At 67.2% G+C, this 23,518-nt stretch carries 14 protein-coding genes and 1 tRNA gene; 14 read left to right on the top strand and 1 reads right to left on the bottom strand.

Going from position 1 to position 23,518, the window contains the following annotated elements:
- Positions 1-3 precede the first annotated feature (3 nt).
- The 10 genes from BIZ42_RS16805 to BIZ42_RS16850 all read left to right on the top strand — a co-directional run bounded on the left by BIZ42_RS16805 (position 4) and on the right by BIZ42_RS16850 (position 19,615).
- Entirely contained in the window at positions 4-966 is a 963-nt protein-coding gene (locus BIZ42_RS16805) for a LysR substrate-binding domain-containing protein (RefSeq protein ID WP_026069792.1), read from the top strand.
- 356 nt (positions 967-1,322) lie between these two features.
- The gene (locus tag BIZ42_RS16810; RefSeq protein WP_235318971.1) at positions 1,323-3,929 is read left to right on the top strand and encodes a TonB-dependent receptor; all 2,607 of its coding nucleotides are present in this window, start codon (positions 1,323-1,325) and stop codon (positions 3,927-3,929) included.
- Positions 3,930-4,054: 125 nt separating this feature from the next.
- Positions 4,055-6,292, top strand: a complete 2,238-nt coding sequence (locus BIZ42_RS16815) for a cellulase (RefSeq protein ID WP_070427108.1) — start codon at positions 4,055-4,057, stop codon at positions 6,290-6,292.
- Entirely contained in the window at positions 6,289-8,196 is a 1,908-nt protein-coding gene (locus BIZ42_RS16820; protein WP_070427109.1) for a sialate O-acetylesterase, read from the top strand. Before BIZ42_RS16815 ends, BIZ42_RS16820 begins: the two co-directional genes overlap by 4 nt.
- 17 nt (positions 8,197-8,213) lie before the next feature.
- Positions 8,214-9,923 carry a DUF5597 domain-containing protein gene (locus BIZ42_RS16825; protein WP_070427110.1) on the top strand — a complete coding sequence of 570 codons (1,710 nt, stop codon included), beginning with the start codon at positions 8,214-8,216 and terminating at the stop codon, positions 9,921-9,923.
- A 46-nt stretch (positions 9,924-9,969) separates the two neighbouring features.
- A complete protein-coding gene (locus BIZ42_RS16830) occupies positions 9,970-12,816 on the top strand; it encodes a TIM-barrel domain-containing protein (RefSeq protein WP_070427111.1) in 2,847 nt (948 codons plus the stop codon).
- A 101-nt stretch (positions 12,817-12,917) separates the two neighbouring features.
- Positions 12,918-15,296, top strand: a complete 2,379-nt coding sequence (locus BIZ42_RS16835) for a glycoside hydrolase family 95 protein (RefSeq protein WP_070427112.1) — start codon at positions 12,918-12,920, stop codon at positions 15,294-15,296.
- A complete protein-coding gene (xylB, locus tag BIZ42_RS16840) occupies positions 15,293-16,816 on the top strand; it encodes a xylulokinase (RefSeq protein ID WP_019183280.1) in 1,524 nt (507 codons plus the stop codon). Before BIZ42_RS16835 ends, xylB begins: the two co-directional genes overlap by 4 nt.
- On the top strand, positions 16,813-18,153 hold the full coding sequence (gene xylA / locus BIZ42_RS16845) for a xylose isomerase (protein WP_070427113.1): 1,341 nt from the start codon (positions 16,813-16,815) through the stop codon (positions 18,151-18,153). Before xylB ends, xylA begins: the two co-directional genes overlap by 4 nt.
- 31 nt (positions 18,154-18,184) lie before the next feature.
- Entirely contained in the window at positions 18,185-19,615 is a 1,431-nt protein-coding gene (locus BIZ42_RS16850; RefSeq protein ID WP_070427114.1) for a sugar porter family MFS transporter, read from the top strand.
- 148 nt (positions 19,616-19,763) lie between these two features.
- Here BIZ42_RS16850 and BIZ42_RS16855 read toward each other — a convergent pair.
- Positions 19,764-19,838, bottom strand: a tRNA-Glu gene (locus BIZ42_RS16855).
- A 50-nt stretch (positions 19,839-19,888) separates the two neighbouring features.
- Between BIZ42_RS16855 and pcnB the strand changes: the two genes are divergently transcribed.
- From pcnB to panC, 4 genes are read left to right on the top strand one after another with little or no spacing between them, the layout of a single operon-like run.
- A complete protein-coding gene (gene pcnB, locus BIZ42_RS16860) occupies positions 19,889-21,256 on the top strand; it encodes a polynucleotide adenylyltransferase PcnB (protein ID WP_070427115.1) in 1,368 nt (455 codons plus the stop codon).
- A 3-nt stretch (positions 21,257-21,259) separates the two neighbouring features.
- The gene (gene folK / locus BIZ42_RS16865; RefSeq protein ID WP_070427116.1) at positions 21,260-21,748 is read left to right on the top strand and encodes a 2-amino-4-hydroxy-6-hydroxymethyldihydropteridine diphosphokinase; all 489 of its coding nucleotides are present in this window, start codon (positions 21,260-21,262) and stop codon (positions 21,746-21,748) included.
- 31 nt (positions 21,749-21,779) lie between these two features.
- Positions 21,780-22,595, top strand: a complete 816-nt coding sequence (gene panB / locus BIZ42_RS16870) for a 3-methyl-2-oxobutanoate hydroxymethyltransferase (RefSeq protein ID WP_019183275.1) — start codon at positions 21,780-21,782, stop codon at positions 22,593-22,595.
- On the top strand, positions 22,592-23,434 hold the full coding sequence (panC, locus tag BIZ42_RS16875; protein WP_070427117.1) for a pantoate--beta-alanine ligase: 843 nt from the start codon (positions 22,592-22,594) through the stop codon (positions 23,432-23,434). The genes panB and panC overlap by 4 nt, the downstream gene beginning before the upstream one ends.
- The last annotated feature ends 84 nt before the right edge of the window (positions 23,435-23,518 follow it).

Raw genomic sequence — 23,518 nt, forward strand, 5'->3', positions numbered from 1 at the left:
GTGATGACGACCGCGCCTGGCCCCTGGACAAATGCCTCCCGGCTCAAGACCCGGCATTTGATGTTGTTGCTGCACCTGCATGAACATGGTTCGGTCCTGCGCGCGGCCGAGGCCGCCGCCATGACCCAGCCGGCCGCGTCCAAGCTGCTGGCGGAGATGGAAGACATGCTCGGGGTGAAACTGTTCGAGCGCCATGCCCGCGGCGTGGAGCCGACCTGGTACGGCCACGTGCTGATCCGGCGCGCACGCTCGGCAATGTCCGAGATCGGGCGGGCCACGGAGGAGATCGCCGCGCTGCGCAGCGGGCATCGGGGCCAGGTGTCGATCGGCACCGTGGTCAACCCGGGCACCAACCTGGTGCCACAGGCGATCGCCGAGGTGAAGCGCGAGTTCCCGGACATCCTGATCCGGGTCGAGATGGACTACAGCCGGCCCCTGGTGGCCCGTCTGCTGGACGGCCAGCTGGACCTGGTGATCGGCCGGATCCTCGGGCCGGAGGGTGCGGCGGACCTGGCCTTCGAAGCGCTGGCCGATGAACCGCATTCGGTGATCGCCCGTGCCGGCCATCCGCTGGCCAACCGCGATGATCTGCACCATGCCGATCTGGCCCGGCATGGCTGGATCCTGCCCCCGGCCGACAGCGTGCTGCGCGCGCGGCTGGACGCGCTGTTCCTGGAGCAGGGCCTGCCGATCCCGCAGAACATCATCGAGACCAGTTCATTGCCGGTGATGACCAGCCTGCTGCGCGGCAGCGATCTGCTCGCCGCGCTGCCGGTGGAATCGGTGGCGCCCTACATCCAGGCCAAGCTGCTGACCGTGCTGCCGATCGATGTGGGCGTCCGCATGGAATCGTTCGGGATCATCTACCGGCGCGGCCACGTGCTGCCGCCCGCCGCCGAACGCATGCTGTTGGCCCTGCGTACCACCGCGCGCTGGCTGTATCCGGGGCTCCGCGGGAGCGGCTGACACGGGCGGGGCCCCTGCTGGTATAGGCACCGTGAATGGTATTCTCCGAAGGAATACATCCGGCCCAATATTTTATTGGCATGGAATGGCTCCCGCTGCCTAAGCTGCCCGCCAGCTACCACCCCTCACGAGGGTGGCCGCGATGATCCCCGGGTCGGTTCCACCGGTGTCGGGGTCACCTTAAAACCTGATTGTTACAGGCAGCGCCGCCTTCGCAGCGCTGTCCACCGTCAGCACATGTGTCCTGGGAGGGAAACATCATGTCAGTACGTTGTTGCCGTGGGGCGACAGGCGCGTCCGTGCCTGCACGCACCCCCACCGCTGTGCGCCGCCGCGCGCTGGCGGTCTGCGTTTCGATGCTGGTTGCCGGCCAGGCCATGGCGCAACAGAGTGATATCCAGGACACCACCGCGGCGACCCAGCTGGACACCGTCCAGGTGACCGGCACCCGCAGCAGCGTGACCCGTGCCCAGCAGATCAAACAGAATGCCGAGCAGATCGTGGATTCGATCGTGGCCGAGGACATCGGCAAGCTGCCCGACAACAATGTCGCCGAGGCACTGCAGCGCATCTCCGGTATCCAGATCACCCGCAACTACGGCGAGGGCAGCACGATCGCCATCCGTGGCCTGACCCAGGTGCGCACCGAGCTCAACGGGCGTGACATCTTCACCGCCAATGACGGTCGCGGCCTGAGCTTCGAGGATGTGTCGGCCGAGCTGCTCGGTGGCGTCAACGTCTACAAGAATCCGTCGGCGGAAATGATCGAAGGTGGCCTTGGTGGCACCGTCGACCTGCGTACGCGGCTGCCCTTCGATTACGAGGGCCGCAAAATCGCCGGCAGCCTGCAGTACAACCATTACGATCTGGCCGATGACAGCAAGCCCGCGTTCTCGGGCATGTTCAGCGACCGCTGGCAGACCGGCATCGGCGAAGTCGGCCTGCTGGTGAACTACTCGCAGCAGACCAGCCCGTTCCGCCAGGACACGATCTCGCTGGAGCCCTGGTATTCGCAGACGGACCTGCCCGGCTTCGAAGGGACCGAGGTATTCGTCCCGCATGGTGCCGGCGTCAATACCACCGTGGGTGAGCGCAAGCGCCGCACCGGCGCGGTGGCGCTGCAGTGGCGCCCGCGCGATGACATCGAGGTGCAGGCGCAGGTGTTGCGCTCGGACTACGATTTCCGCTGGCAGGACTATTCCTTCTTCGCCTACAGCGGCGGCGATGCCATGCAGGGCGCGCGCGATATCGTGGTCAACGACCGCAACGAACTGGTCAGTGGCGTATTCCAGAATACCCCGGCCGATTCCAACACCAGCCTGACCCAGCGCAAGTCGATCACCACCGACTACTCGCTGGGCGCGAAGTGGACGGTGAGCCCGAGCCTGACCCTGAGCACCGATGTCCAGTACGTCGATGCCACCACCAAGGGGACGCGCTACATCGTGGGCACCGGCATGAACGCCACGCCGTTCTACACGATCGACCTCAGTGGCGACCTGCCGTACCTGGCGGTGACCGATGCAGTCGGCAACCAGGGGTATCTCACCGATCCGGCCAACTACGTCGGCTGGAAGTTCCACCTGGACAACAAGGACGACAACAAGGGCACCGAGTTCGCGTGGCGCTCGGACATGGACCTGGCGTTCGAGGATGGCTTCGCCCGCAGCTTCAAGGCCGGCGTGCGCTACACCGATCGCAAGGCCGAGAACCAGGGCAATGTCTGGCGCTTCATGTGGCTGGGCGCGCCGTTCGCCGATTTCCCGAACGTGGGCCTGGTGCCGAACCCGATCACCGACTTCTTCCGCGGCAAAAGCTACACCTTCGGGCCGACCCTGAGTGCCTCCGATGCCGCGGTGGAGAATTACGAGCAGACCCTGGCCGCGTTCGGTGCCGATCCGCTGGAATTCTCGCCGAACAACATCAACAACCAGCGCGAAAAGACCTACGCCGCGTACGGCGTCCTTCGCTTCGGTGCGGATGACTGGGGCGTCCCGTTCGATGGCAACATCGGCGTGCGCGTGGTGCGGACCGAGGTGACCTCCGACGGCGTGCGTACCGGCACCGACATCGAAGGCGGTGGCCTGCTGCCGGTCAATGTCGAGCAGTCCTACACCGATGTGCTGCCCAGCCTCAACCTGCGCTGGATGTTCACCGACCAGCTGCAGCTGCGCTTTGCCGCCTCCAAGGGCATTTCGCGGCCGGGCTTCGACAAGCTCAACCCGAACCTGAGCCTGAGCGCGGCCGATGCCGGGGGGGGCGTGACCCGGCGCACCGGTTCGGCCGGCAATCCCAACCTCAAGCCGATGGAGGCCACCCAGTTCGATACCTCGCTGGAGTGGTACTTCGGGCAAGGCTCGATGATGTACGGCACCGCCTTCTACAAAAAGGTCGATGGGTTCATTGCCAACGCGGTGTTCAACGAGGTCTACGCCGGCGAGAACTGGGAGATCACCCGCCCGGTGAATGGCGATGACGGCAAGATCAAGGGCGTGGAGGTGGGCTACACCCAGTTCTTCGACTTCCTGCCGGGCTGGATGAGCCATTTCGGCCTGCAGACCAACTACACCTATGTCGACTCCAAGGCGCCCAGCCCGAATGCCACCGATACCAATGGCAGCCAGTTGGTGGTGCCGCTGGAGGGGCTGTCCAAGAACAGCTACAACGTCATCCTCAGCTATGAAGTCCCGCGCTTCCAGGCGCGCGTGGCCTACAACTGGCGCAGCGACTGGCTGATCACCACGGCCGGCAACGGCACCGGCAACCTGCCTGTCTACAACAAGGGCTTTGGCCAGCTGGACGCCTCGCTGCGGTTCAACATCAACGAGGTGTGGTCGGTGTCGCTGGACGGCATGAACCTGCTCGATACCCGCAACGAAAGCTACCTGGGCTACACCACGCGCTACCGCGACTTCGTGATCAACGATCGTCGCTACGGCATCACCCTGCGCGCCAGCCTGTAACGCGTGACCGTCTACGGGCCTTCCTGCTTCGTGGCACCTCCCCAGCACGAAGCAGGGAGGACCGCAGCTTCTGTTCCAGGCGTGTGGCCATCGGGCCGCATGCCGCTCCACCGGGAGGCCCGTGCATGACCCCCGCCGATTGGCTGATCTGGACCGTGCGCGCATCGGTCCGCCCGCGTCACTGCCGGGCAGGGTGGCTGGTGCTGCTGCTGGCCGTGTTTCCGGTTCTCGCCACCGCGGCGCCCTACCAGTGGCGCAACGTGGCCATCGGTGGTGGTGGCTTCGTGACCGGGCTGGTCTTCCATCCGGCCGAACCGGACCTGCTGTACGCGCGCACCGATGTCGGCGGTGCCTACCGTTGGGATCAGGCCACCGGCCGCTGGAGCGCGTTGACCGACTGGCTCGGTCGTGACGATGCCAATCTCACCGGTATCGAAAGCCTGGCCGTGGACCCGCGCGACCCGCAGCGTGTCTATCTGGCCGCAGGCACCTATACCAACCCCCGCGTGGGCAATGGCGCGATCCTGCGTTCGTCCGACCGGGGGGCCACGTTCGCGCGCACTGATCTTCCCTTCAAACTCGGTGGCAACGAGCTTTCGCGCGGCAATGGTGAGCGACTGGCCGTGGACCCCCATCAAGGCGGCATTCTTCTGCTCGGCTCACGCAGCAATGGCCTGTGGCGCAGTGACGACCATGGTGCGCACTGGCAGGAAGTGACGACCTTCCCGGCGATCGCGCGCAGCGCGCAGGCCAGCGCGCCGGCCTGGAACGGCACGCAGCAGATCGGTATCGTGTTCGTGCAGTTCGATGCGCGCAGTGGCCGCGCTGGCAACCCTACACCAGTGATCTACGCGGGCGTATCGACGACGACGGGCCCGGCGATTTTCCGTTCCACGGATGGTGGGCGCGCCTGGCAGCCGCTGCCCGGGCAACCGACCGGTCTGCGTCCCACCCGCATGGCGCAGGGCAGCGACGGCCGCCTCTACATCGCCTATGCGGATCTGCCCGGCCCGGACCGCATGGGCGACGGGGCGCTGTGGTGTTTCGACCTCAAGCAGGCTCGGTGGCAGGACATCAGCCCGGTGCCGCAGTCCAGCGACACCCAGGGCGATGGCTTCGGCTGGGGCGCGGTCGCGGTGGAGGCCGGCAACCCGGACGTGGTGATGGCCAGCACCTTCAACCGTTTCGGACCGCACGACGATATCTTCCGTAGTACCGATGGCGGTCGCAGCTGGACCCCGGTCATCGCGGGCGCGAGGTTCGACCACGGCAACGCGCCATGGACCGCACACGCCTCGCCGCACTGGATCGCCGACGTGCAGATCGATCCGTTCGATCCACGCCGGGTGCTGTTCGTCACCGGCTACGGGCTGTGGGCGAGCCGCGATGTCCGCGCGGCCGATCACGGCCAGCCCGTGCAGTGGTGGTTCCAGAATGATGGGTTGGAAGAAACGGTCCCGCTGGATCTGGTCAGCCCGGGGCAGGGCGCACACCTGCTGAGCGCGCTGGGCGACATCGATGGCTTCCGCCACGATGACCTGACCGTGTCGCCATTGCAGTACGCCGGTCCGCGCCTGACCAACAGCGAGAGCATCGACGCTGCCGCGCAGTCACCTTCCCACGTGGTGCGCAGCGGCACCGTGCGCCATCGCCTGCATGACGAGGTACGTGCGGCCTGGTCGAACGATGGTGGGCGTACGTGGCAGGCGTTCGTCAGCGAACCGCCGGACGGCGAGGGCGCGGGCCGCATCCGCATCGGCAGCGATGGCGGCCGTGTGCTGTGGCACACGCTGCGCGGCAGCCATTGGTACACCGATGACCATGGCCGGCATTGGCAGGCCGTGCGCGGCCTGCCCAACACTGCCGTGGTGGTCGCGGACACCCGCTCGCCTGCGTACTGGTATGGGTACGACGCCGCCAGCGGCGCGTTGCTGCGCAGCGACGATGGTGGCGCCTCGTTCGTCGCCGACCGCGTACGCCTGGCGCCGGCCCCGGTGCTGACGGCCGAGCTGCGCGCCGATCCACAGCAGGGTGGGCTGGTGTATGTCGGTGCCGGTCCGCAGGGGCTGCTGCGCTGGCGCGCTGGTGATCTGCAGCGCGTGGCGGGGGTGGAGGCGGTTCACAGCCTCGGCGTCGGCAAGGGTGCCCCGGGTCGTGACGTTGCCAGCGTGTTCGTTGCGGGCACCGTCGAGGGCGTCCATGGGCTCTTCCGTTCCGATGACGGCGGTGCCCGGTGGCTGCGCATCGATGACGCCGCGCACCAGTTCGGTCAGATTCAACGCGTCACCGGGGATCCGCGCCTGCATGGGCGCGTCTACTTCGCCACCGGTGGGCGCGGCATCCTCTATGGAGATCCACAATGAAACGAGCGTGTGCGCTGGCGGTATCGCTGTCGATGTTCACCGCGACCGTGCAGGCCGAGCCGGTCTTGCCCCGGCTGTTTGCCGACGGCATGGTGCTGCAGCGTGACCAGCCGCTGCCGGTGTGGGGTACGGCCACGCCCGGCGCACGCCTGCAGGTCGGCATCGACGGCGAACGTGCCAGTACCACGGTCGGTACGGACGGTAGCTGGAAGGTCGTGCTGCCGCAGCACGCGGCCGGTGGCCCGTTCCAGCTGGAGATCACGGGCGACGGGCGCGCGCTGCAGGTGCGCGATGTCCTGTTCGGCGATGTCTGGCTGGCCAGCGGCCAGTCCAACATGGAATGGCCGCTGCACGATACGCAGGGCGCGGCGGCCGCCGTCGCCGCTGCGAGCGACGCGCAGCTGCGTCATTTCAAGATTCCCAAATCCTGGTCCGGGCAGCCGGAAACAACACTGGCCGGTGGCCGCTGGCTGCCGGCGTCCCCCGCCAACGCGGGGAGCTTCTCCGCGGTCGCGTACTACTTCGCGCGCGACCTGCGGCAGCACGCCGGGGTACCGATCGGCATCATCGACAGCACCTGGGGCGGCAGCACCATCGAAGCCTGGATGCCTGCCGCGCTGCAGGACATTGATGCAGGCGCGCTGGCCACGCGCATGCAGGCGCAACGCGAGACGGATGTACGCACCCTGGCCAAGGTGCGCCAACGCCTTGCGCAGTGGCACACCTTTGACGAGCAGCCGCAGTGGGCCGCAGCCCGGTTCGACGATCGCGACTGGGAAGCCGCCACGCTCCCGGGGCTATGGGAAACCGGCGGCTATGCCGGCATGGACGGGATCGGCTGGTACCGTGCCGAATTCACCTTGAGCGCGGCGCAGGCTGCGCAGGCCGGCACCCTTGGAGTGGGGCGGATCGATGATTCGGACCGCACCTTCGTCAATGGCGTGCAGGTCGGCGCGACGACGATGGCCTGGAACACACCCCGTGTGTATCCGCTGCCCGCCGGCCAACTGCAGGCCGGCCGTAACGTGGTCGCGGTGCGGGTCGAGGACCTGGGCGGTGGTGGTGGCATCCACGGTGAGCCGTCCGAACTGTTCGTGCGCCTGGCCGATGGCAGCCAGGTGCCGCTGCAAGGCTGGCGTTTCCGTCCCGGCAAGGTGACGGTCGCCCTGGACGATGACAAGAACCAGATCCCGACGCTGCTGTACAACCGCATGATCCACCCGTTGCCGCCATTCCCGATCAAGGGGGTGATCTGGTACCAGGGCGAGAGCAATGCCACCGATGCCGGAGCGCTGGCCTATCGGGATCAGTTCAAGGCCTTGATCCAGCAGTGGCGGCAGGACTGGAACGCACCGGCGCTGCCGTTCGTCTGGGTGCAGCTGGCCAGCTTCGGCGCGGGCGCCGATCACGGTGAGCAGAGCCCGTGGGCGTTGCTGCGCGAGTCGCAGTCGGCGGCGCTGTCGCTGCCGCATACCGCACAGGTGGTGAGCATCGACCTGGGTAATGCGACGGATATCCATCCGCGCAACAAGCGCGATGTCGGCGCACGCCTGGCGCTGGCCGCCCGGCACGCGGCGTATGGCGAAACGCTGACGTACAGCGGCCCGGTGCAGCGCGCCGTTCGCTTCGATCGCGGCCAGGCCGTCATCACCTTCGATCCGATGGGCAGTGCGCTGGCGGTGCGCGGCGGTGGAATGCAGGTACAGGGCTTCACCGTGGCCGGTGCCGACCGCCGGTTCCACCCTGCACAGGCGCGAATCGATGGTGATCGCGTGATTGTCCACAGCGAGGCGGTCGCCACGCCGGTGGCAGTGCGCTATGCCTGGCGGGAGAACCCCGCCGACGCCAACCTGATCAATTCGCAACAGCTGCCGGCGTCGCCGTTCCGCAGCGATACCTGGTGACCACAAGGACCCCGTGCATGTCTCCGACCACATACCCGCTTCCGCTGTTCCCGCGCCGCCTGCTGCTGCCGGCTGCCTTGCTCTGCCTGCTTGCGGCCTGTGAGCAGGCACCGACGCCGACACCGGCCGCTGGCGCCACGGCTGCACAGCCTTCCGCGGCAGGCAAACCGGGGACGCCCGACGATGCCAGGCAGGTACCCATCCCGCAGTTCACCAGTAAGGATGGCAAGCACGCGCTGCTGGTGGATGGCGAGCCGTTCCTGGTGCTGGGCGCGCAGGTCAACAACTCCAGCAACTACGGGGCGGCGCTGGAGGCGGTGTGGCCGGCGGTGAAGATCATCGGGGCCAACACGGTGCAGGTGCCGATCGCCTGGGAGCAGATCGAGCCGGAGGAAGGAAAGTTCGATTTCACCTTCGTCGATACGCTGCTGCAGCAGGCGCGTGAACACGACGTGCGCTTGGTGCTGCTGTGGTTTGCCACCTGGAAGAACAACGGCCCGGCCTACGCGCCGCGCTGGGTGAAGACCGATAACACCCGCTTCCCCCGCGTGATCACCCGCGACGGGCGCAGCATCGGTTCGCTGTCGCCGCACGCCCCGGCCACGCTGGAGGCGGATCGCAGGGCCTTCGTTGCCTTCATGCAGCATCTCAAGGCGGCCGATCCACAGCGCACGGTGATCATGGTGCAGCCGGAGAACGAGCCGGGCACCTATGGCAGCGTCCGCGATTTCTCGCCGATGGCGCAGCAACTGTTCGACGGCCCGGTGCCGGCCGAACTGCTGCGCAAGCTCGGCAAGTCACCCGGCACATGGGCACAGGTGTTCGGTGCCGATGCCGATGAGTTCTTCCATGCCTGGTCGATCGGGCGCTTCATCGACCAGGTCACCGAAGCGGGCAAGGCGGTGTATCCGTTGCCGATGTACGTCAACGGCGCATTGCGCGGGCCGTTCAACCCCGGCCAGCCGGGCCAGTACGCCAGTGGCGGCCCGACCGACAACGTGCTCGATGTGTGGAAGGCCGCGGGGCCCCATATCGATTTCCTGGCCCCGGACATCTACATGCCCGAGTACCGCATGTACACCACGGTGCTGGCGCGCTATGCGCGGCCGGACAATGCGCTGTTCGTCGCCGAGACCGGCAACGCGCCACCGTATGCACGCTACCTGTTCCCGACGCTGGGCCATGACGGCATCGGCTGGTCCACGTTCGGCATCGATTTCAGCCACTACAGCAACTATCCGCTGGGCGCGAAGAAGGTGGACGAGGCAACATTGGCGCCGTTCGCCACGGGCTTCCAGCTGGTCAGCCTGGGCATGCGCCAGTTCGCCAAGGCCTCGGCCGAAGGCAAGCTGCATGGCGTGGCCGAAGAAGCCGGCCAGGCCGTGCAGGACGTGCCGCTCAATGCGCGCTGGCGCGCCACCGTCACCTATGGCGTGCCGCAGTTCTGGTTCCAGGGCCAGCCGCCGGGCAATCCCGAGCCGATCGGCAGTGCGCTGATCGCCGAACTTGGCCCGGACGAATTCCTGATCACCGCCCAGCACGCGCGGGTCACCCTGCACCCGGCCGGAGAGGCCACCGCGAACATGGTGCTCGATCGTGTCGAGGAAGGGTTCTACAAGGATGGCCAGTGGCAGTTCCAGCGCAACTGGAACGGCGACCAGACCGATTACGGCTTGAACTTCACCACTGCGCCGCAGCTGCTCAAGGTCACGCTGGCGACGTATTGAACCGGGGGTGCCCGCACCCGCGCAACGAATGAGAAGGGAGCACTGAATGCGTTACATGAGCGTACTGAGCGTGCCGCTGCTGGCATTGCTGGCGTCACCGGCGACGGCCCAGAGCCATCGCGTGCTGGACAACGGTGTGGTGGTGGTGCCGGCCCAGGCCGGCGCGGCCCAGGTCCGGCTGGAACTGGTGGACGACAACATCGTGCGGGTCAGCGCCGATCCGGATGGCGACTTCAAGCGCACTCCCAGCCTGATGCGTGTCCCCGTGCAGGGGAAGCCGCGCTTCACGGTGGAGCAGGGCGGCGGCAACGTGCGCCTGGTTGCCGCCGGCATCAGCGCGGAGATCTCCGAAGCCGATGGCCATGTCAGCTTCCGCGATGCCGAAGGCAAGCCGCTGCTGGCCGAGCGCGCCGGTGGCCGCAGCTTCAGCCCGCTCAGCGTGGAAGGCAAGGCGTACTACAGCGTGCGCCAGCGCTTCGAGTCACCCAGCGATGAGGCGATCTACGGGTTCGGCCAGCACCAGCAGGGCTGGATGAACCAGAAGGGGCGCGACGTCGAGCTGCTCCAGGGCAACATCGACATGGCGGTGCCGTTCATCGTCTCCAGCCGCAATTACGGTCTGCTCTGGGACAACAATGCGATCACCCGGCTGGGCGACCCGCGTGGGCTGCAGCCGCTGCAGTCTTCCCTTCAGGTGTTCGATGCCAAGGGCAAGGCCGGTGCCTTGACCGCCCGCTACATCGTCGATGGCAAAACCCGCGTCGAGCGCCGCGAGCCGGAGGTGAACTACCAGTACATCAAGGACCTCACCGCGTTCCCGGCCAAGGGCAGGAACGCGGCTGAGGGTGGGCGCTCGCAGGTGGTCTGGGACGGCGCGATCGAGGCGAAGACCGCCGGTCGCCATACCTTCTCCCTGTACGGCAGCGAATACATCAAGCTGTATGTGGACGGCAAGCTGGTGATCGATCGCTGGCGCCAGAACTGGAACCCGTGGCATCACGAGTTCGCGCTCGAACTCACGCCCGGCACCCGCCACCAGATCAAGGTCGAGTGGGACCTGATCGACCCCAGCTACATCGCGCTGCTGCATCGTGATCCGCTGCCGCAGGCCGAAGCGGCCGATCTCTCGCTGTGGTCCGAAGCCGGGCAGATGGTCGACTACTACGTGGTCGCCGGCGGCAACGCCGATCAGGTGATCGCCGGCTACCGCGAACTCACCGGCAAGGCCGTGATGCTGCCCAAGTGGGCGTACGGCTTCTGGCAGAGCCGCGAGCGTTACAAGAGCCAGGATGAACTCCTCGGCGTACTGGACGAGTACCGCCGCCGCAAGCTGCCGATCGACAACATCGTACTGGACTGGTCGTACTGGCCCGAAGATGCCTGGGGCTCGCATGACTTCGATCCCACCCACTTCCCCGATCCGGATGGCATGGTCAGGCACATCCATGACCAGCACGCGCAGGTCATGATTTCGGTGTGGCCGAAGTTCTACCCGACCACGGCCAACTACAAGGAACTGGACGCGGCCGGCTTCATGTACCAGCGCAACGTCGAGGTGGGCGAGCTGGACTGGATCGGCAAGGGCTACAAGAACTCGTTCTATGATCCGTATGCGGCCAAGGCGCAGCAGATCTACTGGCGCCAGATCAACGAGAAGTTGAACAGCAAGGGCTTCGATGCCTGGTGGATGGACGCCGACGAACCGGACGTGCACTCCAACCTGGATATCGGTGAGCGCAAGGCACGTACCACGCCGACCGCGCTTGGCCCGTCCACCGAGTTCTTCAATTCGTATCCGCTGCCCCACACCCAGGGCGTGTATGAAGGGGACCGCGCCGCCGATGGCAAGCGTGTCTTCATCCTCTCGCGCAAGGGCTATGCCGGCACCCAGCGCAACGCCGTGGCGGTCTGGAGCGGGGATATCGTGTCGCGCTGGGATGACATGCTCGAGCAGGTCTCGGCCGGCGTGAATACCGCCATGTCCGGCCTGCCCAACTGGACCTTCGACATCGGCGGCTTCTCCACCGAGAAGCGGTATTCCGAAGAGGATCCGGCGCACCTGCCCGAGTGGCGCGAACTCAACACCCGCTGGTTCCAGTTCGGTGCGTTCGTGCCGTTGTTCCGCTCGCATGGGCAGTACCCGTTCCGCGAAATCTGGAACATCGCGCCGGAAGGCACGCCGTACTACGACAGCATGGTGTACTACAGCCGCCTGCGTTACACGCTGCTGCCCTACATCTACACCCTGGCCGCGGACACGTGGCACCGCGACGGCAGCATCATGCGCGGCCTGCCGATGGATTTCCCGTCGGATCCGGCGGTCCGGGACATCAACGACCAGTACCTGTTCGGGCCGTCGCTTCTGGTCGCCCCGGTCACCACGTTCGGCGCGACCTCGCGCAAGGTGTACCTGCCGGCCGGCACCACCTGGCTGGATTACTACACCGGCCAGCGCCTGCAGGGTGGCCAGACCATCGAGGCCGCCGCGCCACTGGAACGCATCCCGCTGTACGTGCGCGCTGGCGCGATCATTCCAACCGGCCCGGTGCAGCAGTACGTGGACGAGCAGCCGGATGCGCCGCTGACGGTGGTGGTCTACACCGGTGCGGACGGTACCTTCTCGCTGTATGAGGACGACGGCCGCAGCTATGGCTATGAGAAGGGGCAGTTCAGCCGCATCCCGCTGCAGTGGAACGAGGCCACGCGCGAACTGCGCATCGGCAAGCGCGAAGGCCAGTGGAAGGGCATGCAGGCGCAGCGCACGATCCAGGTCCGCTTCGTGGACGGACCACGTGCCGATGCCGGTGCGCTGGCCCCGGCCATCGACCAGACCGTGCGCTACGACGGCAAGGCGGTGGTCGTGCCGCAGCGCAAGATGGCAGCCGCGCGCTGATCGCCTACGATGCGGATGACTACCGGTGGACATTTCGCCTTGGAGGGCGTTGAAGTGGCAGCAGGCAGCGCGGGCAAGCCAATGCAGAGCAGGGTGATGCCGTGGAACTGAGCCGTCGCGGTCTGTTCAAAGCGCTCGGGGCCGGGCTGACCCTGTCCGCGACCGGGTGGTCGGCGCAGGCCGGTGCGGTGCCAGGGGCTGTAGCGCGGGGCGACGCCGCTGGGGCGACAGGCGACGGCCTGCAGCTCTGGTACCGCGCGCCCGCCACCGAGTGGGTGCAGGCGCTGCCGACCGGCAACGGTCGATTGGGCGCGATGGTCTGGGGCGGAGTCGCGCACGAACGGATCGGCCTCAACGAGGACACCCTGTATGCCGGGGGGCCCTACGATGCGACCAGTCCGGAGGCCTTGGCAGCCCTGCCGCAGGTGCGCGCGCTGGTCTTCGCCGGGCGTTACGCCGAGGCCGAAGCATTGGCCGACGCCAAGCTGCTGTCGCGGCCGGCCAAGCAGATGCCGTATCAGCCGCTGGCCGATCTGCTGCTGGATTTCGACCGTGCCGATCATATCGACGGGTATCGCCGGTCGCTGGATCTGGACACGGCCGTGGCGACCACCGAATTCCGCAGCGGCGGCGCCTGGCACCGACGCGAGGTGTTCGTGTCCGAACCGGACCAGTGCATCGTGGTGCGGCTCAGCGCCGACCTGCCGGGGCGGATTTCGCTGCGGCTGGGCGTGGACAGCCCGCAGGCGGGCGAGGTAGCCGCCGACGAGGGCGGTCTGCTGTTCCACGGGCACAATGCAAGCTTCGCCGGTATCGAAGGCAAGCTGCGTTTTGCGCTGCGGGTGAGGCCGCGACTGCGCGGTGGCACGCTGCGGGTCGCACGCGATCGCCTGCAGGTGGAAGGTGCCGACGAACTGGTGCTGGTGCTGACGGCCGCCACCAGCTTCCGCCGTTTCGACGACGTCAGTGGGGATCCGCAGGCGCTCACCGCGGCGCACCAGGCGCAGGCTGATGCCCATGATTATCCGACGCTGCTGGCGCGGCATCTTGCCGCGCATCAGGCACTGTTCCGGCGCGTGTCGATCGATCTGGGCAGCACGCCGGCCGCGCAGCTGCCGACCGATCAGCGCGTGCACGCCTTCGCCAGCGGCAACGATCCGGCGCTGGCGGCCCTATATCACCAGTACGGACGCTACCTGTTGATCTGCAGTTCGCGGCCCGGCTCGCAGCCGGCCAACCTGCAGGGCGTGTGGAACGACCTCATGGCACCGCCGTGGGAGAGCAAGTACACGATCAACATCAATACCGAAATGAACTACTGGCCCAGCGAGGCCAATGCGCTGCACGAATGCGTGCAGCCGCTGGAGGAGATGCTGTTCGACCTGGCCCGCACCGGCGCGGTCACGGCGCGGCGCATCTACGATGCCCCGGGCTGGGTGGTGCACAACAACACCGACCTGTGGCGCCAGGCGGGCCCGATCGACGGCGCGCAGTGGAGCCTGTGGCCGATGGGCGGTGTCTGGCTGCTGCAGCAGCTGTGGGACCGTTGGGATTACGGCCGCGATCCAGCCTATCTGCGCCGGATCCATCCGCTGTTCAAGGGTGCGGCCGAGTTTTTCGTGGCCACCCTGCAGCGCGACCCGAACACCGGCGCGATGGTCACCAATCCCTCGATCTCGCCTGAGAACCAGCATCCGTTCGGGGCGGCGATATGCGCCGGCCCGGCGATGGACGCGCAGCTGCTGCGCGATCTGTTCGCGCAGTGCATCCAGATCAGTGCAGCCCTCGGTGTCGATACGGCCTTCGCTGCGCAGTTGAAGACGCTGCGCGCGCAGTTGCCCGCCGACCGGATCGGCAAGGCCGGGCAGCTGCAGGAGTGGCAGCAGGACTGGGACATGGAGGCGCCGGAAATGCACCATCGGCATGTCTCGCATCTGTACGCGCTGCATCCCTCCAGCCAGATCAACATCCGCGACACCCCCGCACTGGCGGCTGCGGCCAAGCGTTCGCTGCAGATCCGCGGCGACGAGGCGACGGGCTGGGGCATCGGCTGGCGGCTCAACCTGTGGGCGCGGCTGGGCGACGGCGAGCATGCGCTGCAGATCCTGAAGATGCTGCTCTCGCCCGAGCGCACCTACCCGAACCTGTTCGACGCGCATCCGCCGTTCCAGATCGACGGCAATTTCGGTGGCACGGCCGGCATCACCGAAATGCTGCTGCAGAGCTGGGGCGGGTCGATCTTCCTGCTGCCTGCCTTGCCGCAGGCCTGGCCCGACGGCCAGGTGCGTGGCCTGCGCGTGCGCAACGCGGCCGGCGTGGACCTGCACTGGCGCGATGGCCGGCTGCACTCGGCCCTGCTGCGCAGTGAGCGCGGGGGCACCTATCAACTCGTGCATGGCGACAGCACGCTGACTGTGGCGCTGCGCGCCGGCGGCCAGCAGCGCATCGGCCTGCGCGGCAATCAACTGGTGAAGCAATGAGTCTGTATGCAGGGCTGGATGTCGGCACCCAGAGCGTCAAGCTGCTGGCCTATGACCCGGCGCTGGGCGAGGTGGTGGCCACGGTCGCCCGGCCGATGCAGCTGGTCAGCCACGACGATGGCACCCGCGAGCAGCAGGCGCAGTGGTGGATCGATGGCATCATCGCCTGCTTCGCCGAGCTCACGGCCGCGCAGCGTGGCCGCATCCGGGCGATCGGCGTTTCCGGCCAGCAGCACGGCTTCGTCCCGATCAACGCACGTGGCGAGGTGATCGCCCCGGTGAAGCTGTGGTGCGACACCAGTACCGCGGCGGACTGCGAGCCGATCATGGCGGCCGTGGGCGGCACCGCCGCCTGCATCGCGCTGGCCGGCAACCCCATCCTCGCCGGTTACACCGCCTCCAAGCTGCCCTGGACGCGCCGCCATCGTGCGCAGGCCTATGCGGAACTGGACGGCATCCTGCTGCCGCACGACTACATCAACTTCTGGCTGACCGGGCAGCGTTACGCCGAGTACGGTGATGCATCCGGCACCGGCTGGCTGGACGTGCGCCAGCGGCGCTGGTCACCCGAACTGCTGCAGGCGATCGACCCGCAGCGCGACCTGGCCGCGCTGCTGCCGCCGCTGGTTCCCCTGGAAACAACCTTCCCCCTGGCGCCGCGGATCGCCGCACTGCTGGGCCTGCCGGCCGACGTGCAGGTCTCCACCGGGGGCGGCGACAACATGATGGCGGCGCTGGGCACCGGCAATGTTGCAGCAGGGCGGCTGACCATGAGCCTGGGCACGTCCGGCACGCTGTTCGCGTATGCCGACCACCCGGTGGTCGACGACGCCGGACGCTGGGCTGCGTTCTGCTCCTCCAGTGGCGGTTGGTTGCCGCTGATCTGCACCATGAACTGCACTGTCGCCACCGAGCGCATGGCGGCGCTGTTCAACCTCCCGCGCGGCGGTGGCGAGGCGCTGATGGCGCAGACCGAACCCGGCGCCGGCGGGCTGGTGATGCTGCCGTACTTCAACGGCGAGCGCACCCCCGACCTGCCCAACGCGCGCGCCTGCCTGCATGGCATGGACCTGCACAACACCACGCCGGCGCATTTCTATCGCGCGGCGATGGAAGGCGCCACCTACAGCCTGCGCAACGGCTATGACGCCTTCACCAGCGCGGGCCTGTCCTTCGACACCGTGCTGCTCACCGGCGGCGGCAGCAACAGTGCGGCATGGCGGCAATTGATCGCCGATGTGTTCGATCTGCCGGTGAAGGTGCCGACCCAGGCTGAAGGCGCGGCCTTCGGCGCGGCGCTGCAGGCGCTGTGGGCCTCGCAGCGCGGGCAGGGCGGAAGCGACAGCCTGGCCGCAACCGTCGATGCGCATGTGCGTTTCGATGCGGCGCTGTCGGCCACCCCGGATCCGCACACTGTGCCGCGTTACGCAGAACACTACCGGCGTTTCCTCCACCATCTTTCCGAGGTTGGTCCGCTGCTGCGCACCGACCCGTCACCACCGCAAGGATCCGAGCAATGAGCACCTCCGTTTACATCGGCGCAAAGGAATACTTCCCCGGCATCGGCCGCATCCCGTTCGAGGGACGCGACTCGGACAATCCGCTGGCCTACAAGGTGTACGACGCGGACAAGCGCGTGGGCGGCAAGACCATGGCCGAGCACCTGCGCTTCGCGGTGGCGTACTGGCACAGCTTCTGCGCGACCGGGCATGACCCGTTCGGCCCGGGCACCCGGGTGTATCCGTGGGACGCGGGCAATACCCCGCTGGCGCGCGCGGAAGCCAAGGCCGATGCCGCGTTCGAATTCATCACCAAGCTGGGCGTGCCGTACTACTGCTTCCACGACATCGATATGGCGCCGGACGCCGACGATATCGCCGAGTACGAGGCCAACCTGCAGCACATGGTCGGCATTGCCGGCGAGCGCCAGAAGGCGACCGGGGTCAAGCTGCTGTGGGGCACCGCCAACCTGTTCTCGCACCCGCGCTACATGAATGGTGCCTCGACCAATCCGGACTTCGCCGTGGTTGCCCGCGCCGCGGTGCAGGTCAAGGCCGCACTGGAGGCCACCGTGGCTCTGGGCGGTGAGAATTACGTGTTCTGGGGCGGCCGCGAAGGCTATGCCTGCCTGTACAACACGGACATGAAGCGCGAGAAGGACAACATGGCGCGCTTCCTTACGCTGGCCCGTGACCATGGGCGCAGCATCGGCTTCACCGGCAATTTCCTGATCGAGCCCAAGCCGATGGAGCCGATGAACCACCAGTACGATTTCGACAGTGCCACGGTGGTGGGCTTCCTGCGCGAGCACGGCCTGGACAAGGATTTCAAGCTCAACATCGAGGCCAACCATGCCACGTTGTCGGGGCATACCTTCGCCCATGACCTGCAGGTCGCCTCCGATGCCGGCCTGCTCGGCAGCATCGACGCCAACCGCGGCAACCCACAGAACGGGTGGGACACCGATCAGTTCCCGACCGACCTGTACGACACCGTCGGGGCGATGCTGGTCGTGCTGCGCCAGGGTGGCCTGGCCCCGGGCGGGTTCAACTTCGATGCCAAGGTGCGGCGCGAGTCGTCCGCGCCGGAAGATCTGTTCGAGGCCCACATCGGCGGCATGGATGCGTTCGCACGCGGCCTGGAGGTGGCGCATGCCCTGATCGAGACCTCGCCGCTGGAAGGGTGGCGCCAGGATCGCTACGCCAGTTTCAGCAGCGGCGCCGGTGCCGAGTTCACTGCCGGTCGCAGCAGCCTGGATGCGCTGCGCAGCCTGGCGCTGGCCCAGGGGGAACCGCAGCAGCGCAGCGGCCGCCAGGAAAGGTATGAGAACCTGATCAACCAGTACCTGCTGCGCTGACCCGCCGTCCCCTTCCGACCCAGGTATCACCATGTCCAGTGCTTCGCTCAGCAGTACCCGCGCCGGCAGCGGCGAGAACACCGGCTTCATCGTCCTGATCAGCTGCGTGGCCACCATCGGTGGCTTCCTGTTCGGGTTCGACAGCGGCGTGATCAATGGCACCGTCGATGGCCTCAAGGACACCTTCCAGTCCAGTTCGGCCGGGATCGGTTTCGAGGTCGCCTCGATGCTGCTCGGTTGTGCCATCGGTGCGTTTTTCGCCGGGCGCCTCGGCGACCGGCTCGGCCGCCGGGGGGTACTGATCATCGCCGCGGTGATGTTCCTGTTCTCCGCGCTTGGCGCGGGCGCGGCGCACAGCTCCACGGTGTTCATCATCGCCCGGGTGATCGGCGGCTTCGCGGTCGGCGCGGCCAGCGTGATGTCGCCGGCCTACATCGCCGAGGTGGCGTCCGCCCGTTACCGCGGGCGGCTGGCCACGGTGCAGCAGATCGCGATCATCAGCGGGTTGTTCTGTGCCTTCCTGAGCAACTACCTGCTGGCCAAGGCGGCCGGGGCCTCCACCCAGGAACTCTGGCTGGGCCAGGCGGCATGGCGCTGGATGTTCTGGATGCAGGCCATTCCCTCGCTGTTGTTCCTGGGCCTGCTGCTGGTGATCCCGGAGAGCCCGCGCTTTCTGGTGGTCAAAGGGCGACGTGACCAGGCGCTGGCGGTGCTGACCCGCCTGTATGGACCGGCCGAGGCGCAGGCCAAGATCACCGAGATCGAAGGCTCGCTGTCCCAGGACCAGCACCGGCCAACCTTCTCTGACCTGATCAGCAGGACCACCGGCAAGCTGCGCCCGATCGTCTGGATCGGTATCGGCCTGGCCGTGTTCCAGCAGCTGGTCGGCATCAATGTCGTCTTCTATTACGGCGCGGTGCTGTGGCAGGCGGTGGGCTTCTCGGAAAATGACGCGCTGCTGATCAATGTGCTGTCCGGCGCGCTCAGCATCGGCGCCTGCCTGATCACCGTGGTCCTGATCGATCGCATCGGCCGCAAGCCCTTGCTGTGGGTCGGCTCGGTCGGCATGGCGATCTCCCTGGCGCTGGTCACTATCGCCTTTGCCAGCGGCTCGCTGGATACCGCCGGCAAGCTGCAGCTGACCGACAACATGGGCGTGCTGGCGCTGGTGGCGGCCAATGTCTACGTGATCTTCTTCAACATGTCCTGGGGCCCGGTCATGTGGGTGATGCTGGGCGAGATGTTCCCCAACCAGATCCGTGGTTCGGGGCTGGCGGTGGCCGGTGCCGCGCAGTGGACCTCCAATTTCGCGATCACCGTGTCCTTCCCGATCCTGCTGGGCAGCATCGGCCTGGCCGGGGCGTACGGCATCTATACGGTCGCGGCGGTGATCTCGGTGTTCTTCGTGCTGCGCTTCGTGAAGGAGACCAAGGGCAAGGAACTGGAGCAGATGGAAGGCTGAACCCCTTCGGAGGTGGCCGGAAGCGTCAGGAAGCCTGGCCGGGGAGGGCGCTCCCCGGCCCGTGCCTGTCACGGTGCACGCCGCCAGCCTGGACCCTGAACGCAAAAAACCCCGCCGTGGCGGGGTTTTTGGCTATCTGCACCGCGACTGGTGCTCCCTAGGGGACTCGAACCCCTGTTTTAGCCTTGAGAGGGCCACGTCCTAACCTCTAGACGAAGGGAGCAGGCTTTGTCGCGAACTGCGCAGCGCGCTAGTATATGGACCTAGATGCCATTGGGCAATCCCGAAAACTCAACCGGAAGCGCCAACATCAATTCCTCTGCTACATCACCGTTCAGCCTGCGCGTGATCCCGCGCGATCAGCACAACATCTCCCGCAAGGACATCAGCCCCAACGCCCTGCGCGTTCTGTACCGGCTGCGTGATTCCGGGTTTGCCGGTTACCTGGTCGGCGGCGCCGTCCGCGATCTGCTGGTGAACGGCCACCCCAAGGATTTCGACGTTGCCACCGACGCGACGCCCGAGCAGGTCAAGCAGTTGTTCCGCAACTGCCGACTGATCGGCCGCCGCTTCCGCCTGGCGCACGTGGTGTTCGGCCGCGAGATCATCGAGGTCGCCACCTTCCGCGCCAACATCGACGATGGCAGCGGCGACCGTGAGATGGAAAACGGCATGCTCGTGCGCGACAACGTGTACGGCAGCATCGAAGACGACGCGATCCGCCGTGACTTCACCTGCAACGCCCTGTACTACGCGATCGAGGATTTCTCGGTGCGCGATTACACCGGCGGCTTTGAAGACGTGCAGGCCCGCCTGATGAAGCTGATCGGCGACCCCGAGCAGCGCTACCGCGAAGACCCGGTGCGCATGCTGCGCGCGGTCCGTTTGGCGGCCAAACTGGGCTTCCAGATCGAAGAGGCGACCGCCGAGCCGCTGCCGCGCCTGGCCAACCTCCTGGCCGAGGCCGCCCCGGCGCGCCTGTTCGAAGAAGTGCTCAAGCTGTTCCTGTCCGGGCACGGCGTGGCCAGCTTCGAAGGCCTGGAGCGCTATGGCCTGCTCGACGTGATGTTCCCGGAAAGCGCCGCGGCGCTGCGCAGCAACCGCAGTGGCGCGTTGCGCCGGATGGTCATCGAAGGCCTGCACAACACCGACCTGCGCGTGGCCAATGACGAGCCGGTGTCGCCGTCGTTCCTGTTCGCGCTGCTGCTGTGGCCGGCTTTCTGCCGCGCCCTGGCCAGCCTGCAGAAGCAGGGTGTCGCGCTGGAAGAAGCCCAGCGCCGCGCCGCTGATCGCGTGACCCTGCACCAGCTGACCACGATCGCGCTGCCGCGCCGCTTCTCGCTGCCGATGCAGGAGATCTGGCTGCTGCAGGGCCGCTTCAGTTCGCGCCAGCGCAAGCGGGTGATCCGCACGCTGACCCATCCGCGCTTCCGTGCCGCCTACGACTTCCTGGTCCTGCGCCAGGTCGCCTCCAGCGAGCACGAAGCCGATGTCGCGTTCTGGCGCGAAGCGCAGCTGCAGTCCGGCACGGAGCTGGATTCGGCGCTGGATGCCGCCCAGGCCGACGGTGAGGGCGAAGACGGTGCACCGCGCAAGCGTCGTCGCCGCCGCCGTCGTCCCGGTGGAGTGGCAGGCGAGTAAGCCGTGACCCTGGCCTGTATCGGATTGGGCGCCAATCTGGGGGACGCCGCGCAGACCCTGCGCGAGGCGTTCCAGGCGCTGGCGGCGCTGCCGCAGACCACGCTACAGGCGCGCTCGCAGCTGTACAGCACGCCGGCCTGGGGCAACGAAGACCAGCCGGCGTTCGTCAACGCCGCCGCCGTGCTGGATACCACCCTGCCTGCGCCGGCGCTGCTGGAGGCCTTGCTGGAGATCGAGCGCCGCTTCGGGCGTGTGCGTGACCCGGCGGTGCACTGGGGCCCTCGCGCGTTGGACCTGGACGTGCTGCTGTATGGCGAAGACGTCATCGATCTGCCGCAGCTGCAGGTGCCGCACCCGTATCTGCACGCGCGCGCGTTCGCACTGCTGCCGCTGGCCGAGATCGCGCCGGAGGCCCTCATTCCCGGTCACGGCCGCGTGCGGGATGCTGTGGTGCGGGTCGAGGCCTGCGGGATCGCTTCAATAGGAGGATAATGCGGGGCTTATCGCCACCGGTTATCAGCTCATGAGTACCCACGCAGACAGCAAGCCCTGGACCGTCCCCGCATTGGCGGAGGCCAAGCGCACGGGGCAGAAGCTGGTGATGTTGACCGCCTACGATGCCGGCTTCGCGCGCAGCTTCGACGCCAATGGCGTGGACCTGATCCTGATCGGCGACTCCCTGGGCATGGTGGTGCAGGGGCACGACTCGACCTTGCCGGTGACCACCGACGACATGGTCTACCACACCCGCGCCGTGGCCCGCGTGCTGGAGCGCGCGCTGCTGGTGGCCGATCTGCCGTTCGGCGCCGATGCCACCCCCGAGCGCGCGCTGGATGCCTCGCTGCGCCTGCTGCAGGCCGGTGCGGAAATGGTCAAGATCGAAGGTGCCGGCTTCAAGCTGGACATCATCCGTTATCTGGTCGAGCGCGAGATTCCGGTCTGCTCGCACCTGGGCCTGACCCCGCAGTCGGTGCTGCGCCTGGGCGGTTATCGCGTGCAGGGCCGTGGCGACGCCGCCCAGCAGCTGCGCGATGATGCCAAGGCCGTGGTCGCCGCCGGTGCCAGCCTGATCGTCCTGGAATGCGTGCCCACGCCGGTCGCCGGCCTGGTCACCGCCGAGGTCAGCGTGCCCACCATCGGCATCGGCGCCGGCCCGCAGTGCGACGGCCAGGTCCTGGTATTGCATGATTTCCTCGGTCTGGACAGCGGCCATCGACGTCCCAAGTTCGTCAAGGATTTCCTTGCCGAAGGCGGGTCGGTTGCCGGTGCGGTCCGTGCCTACGCCGACGCCGTGCGCGACGGCTCCTTCCCCGACGCAGAACACGCCTACGCCTCATGATCGAAACCGTCACCGAACTGTCCCGTCTGCGCGCCGTCGTCAACGGCTGGAAGCGCGAGGGCCTGCGCGTCGCGCTGGTCCCGACCATGGGCAACCTGCATGCAGGGCATTATTCGCTGGTCACGCTGGCGCGGCAGTACGCCGACCGGGTGGTCTCCAGCGTCTTCGTCAACCCGACCCAGTTCGGCCCGAACGAGGACTTCACCCGCTACCCGCGTACGCCCGAAGCCGATACCACCGGCCTGGAGCAGGCCGGCTGCGATGTGCTGTGGTTGCCCACCGTTGAATCGATGTACCCGTTCGGCGTCGAGCTGGCGGCCAGCGTCAACGTGCCGGGCATCAGCGGCCTGCTCGAAGGGGCGCACCGCCCGGGCCATTTCGATGGCGTATGCACCGTGGTCTCGCGCCTGTTCAACCAGGTCCAGCCGGACGTGGCCGCCTTCGGCAAGAAGGACTACCAGCAGCTGGCGGTGATCCGCCAGATGGTGGAAGACCTGGCCTTCCCGATCCAGATCGTCGGCGGCGACATCGTGCGCGAAGACGACGGCCTGGCGATGAGCTCGCGCAACCAGTATCTCAACGCCGAGCAGCGCCCGGTCTCCACCACCATCCACCAGGTGCTGCTGGGCATGCGCGAGGGCTTCATTGCCGGCAAGAGCCGCACCCTCATCGAGGCCGAGGCGGCGGCTGCCCTGCAGGCGGCCGGTTTCCAGGTCGACTACGCGGTGGTCCGCCTGCCGGACCTGTCCGAGCCGGCCGATGCCAACGACGGCACCCGCGTGGCCCTGATCGCCGCCCGGATCGGCAATACCCGGTTGATCGACAACCTGGAGTTCTGAGGCCGCTCTCGCGGTACCCACACAGGGCCACCTTCGGGTGGCCCTGTGCGTTTCCGCAGGCGGCTTCCCCGTTGCGGTGCGGGC

The organism is Stenotrophomonas sp. LM091, from assembly GCF_001806305.1.
GTDB classification, from domain to species: domain Bacteria; phylum Pseudomonadota; class Gammaproteobacteria; order Xanthomonadales; family Xanthomonadaceae; genus Stenotrophomonas; species Stenotrophomonas bentonitica_A.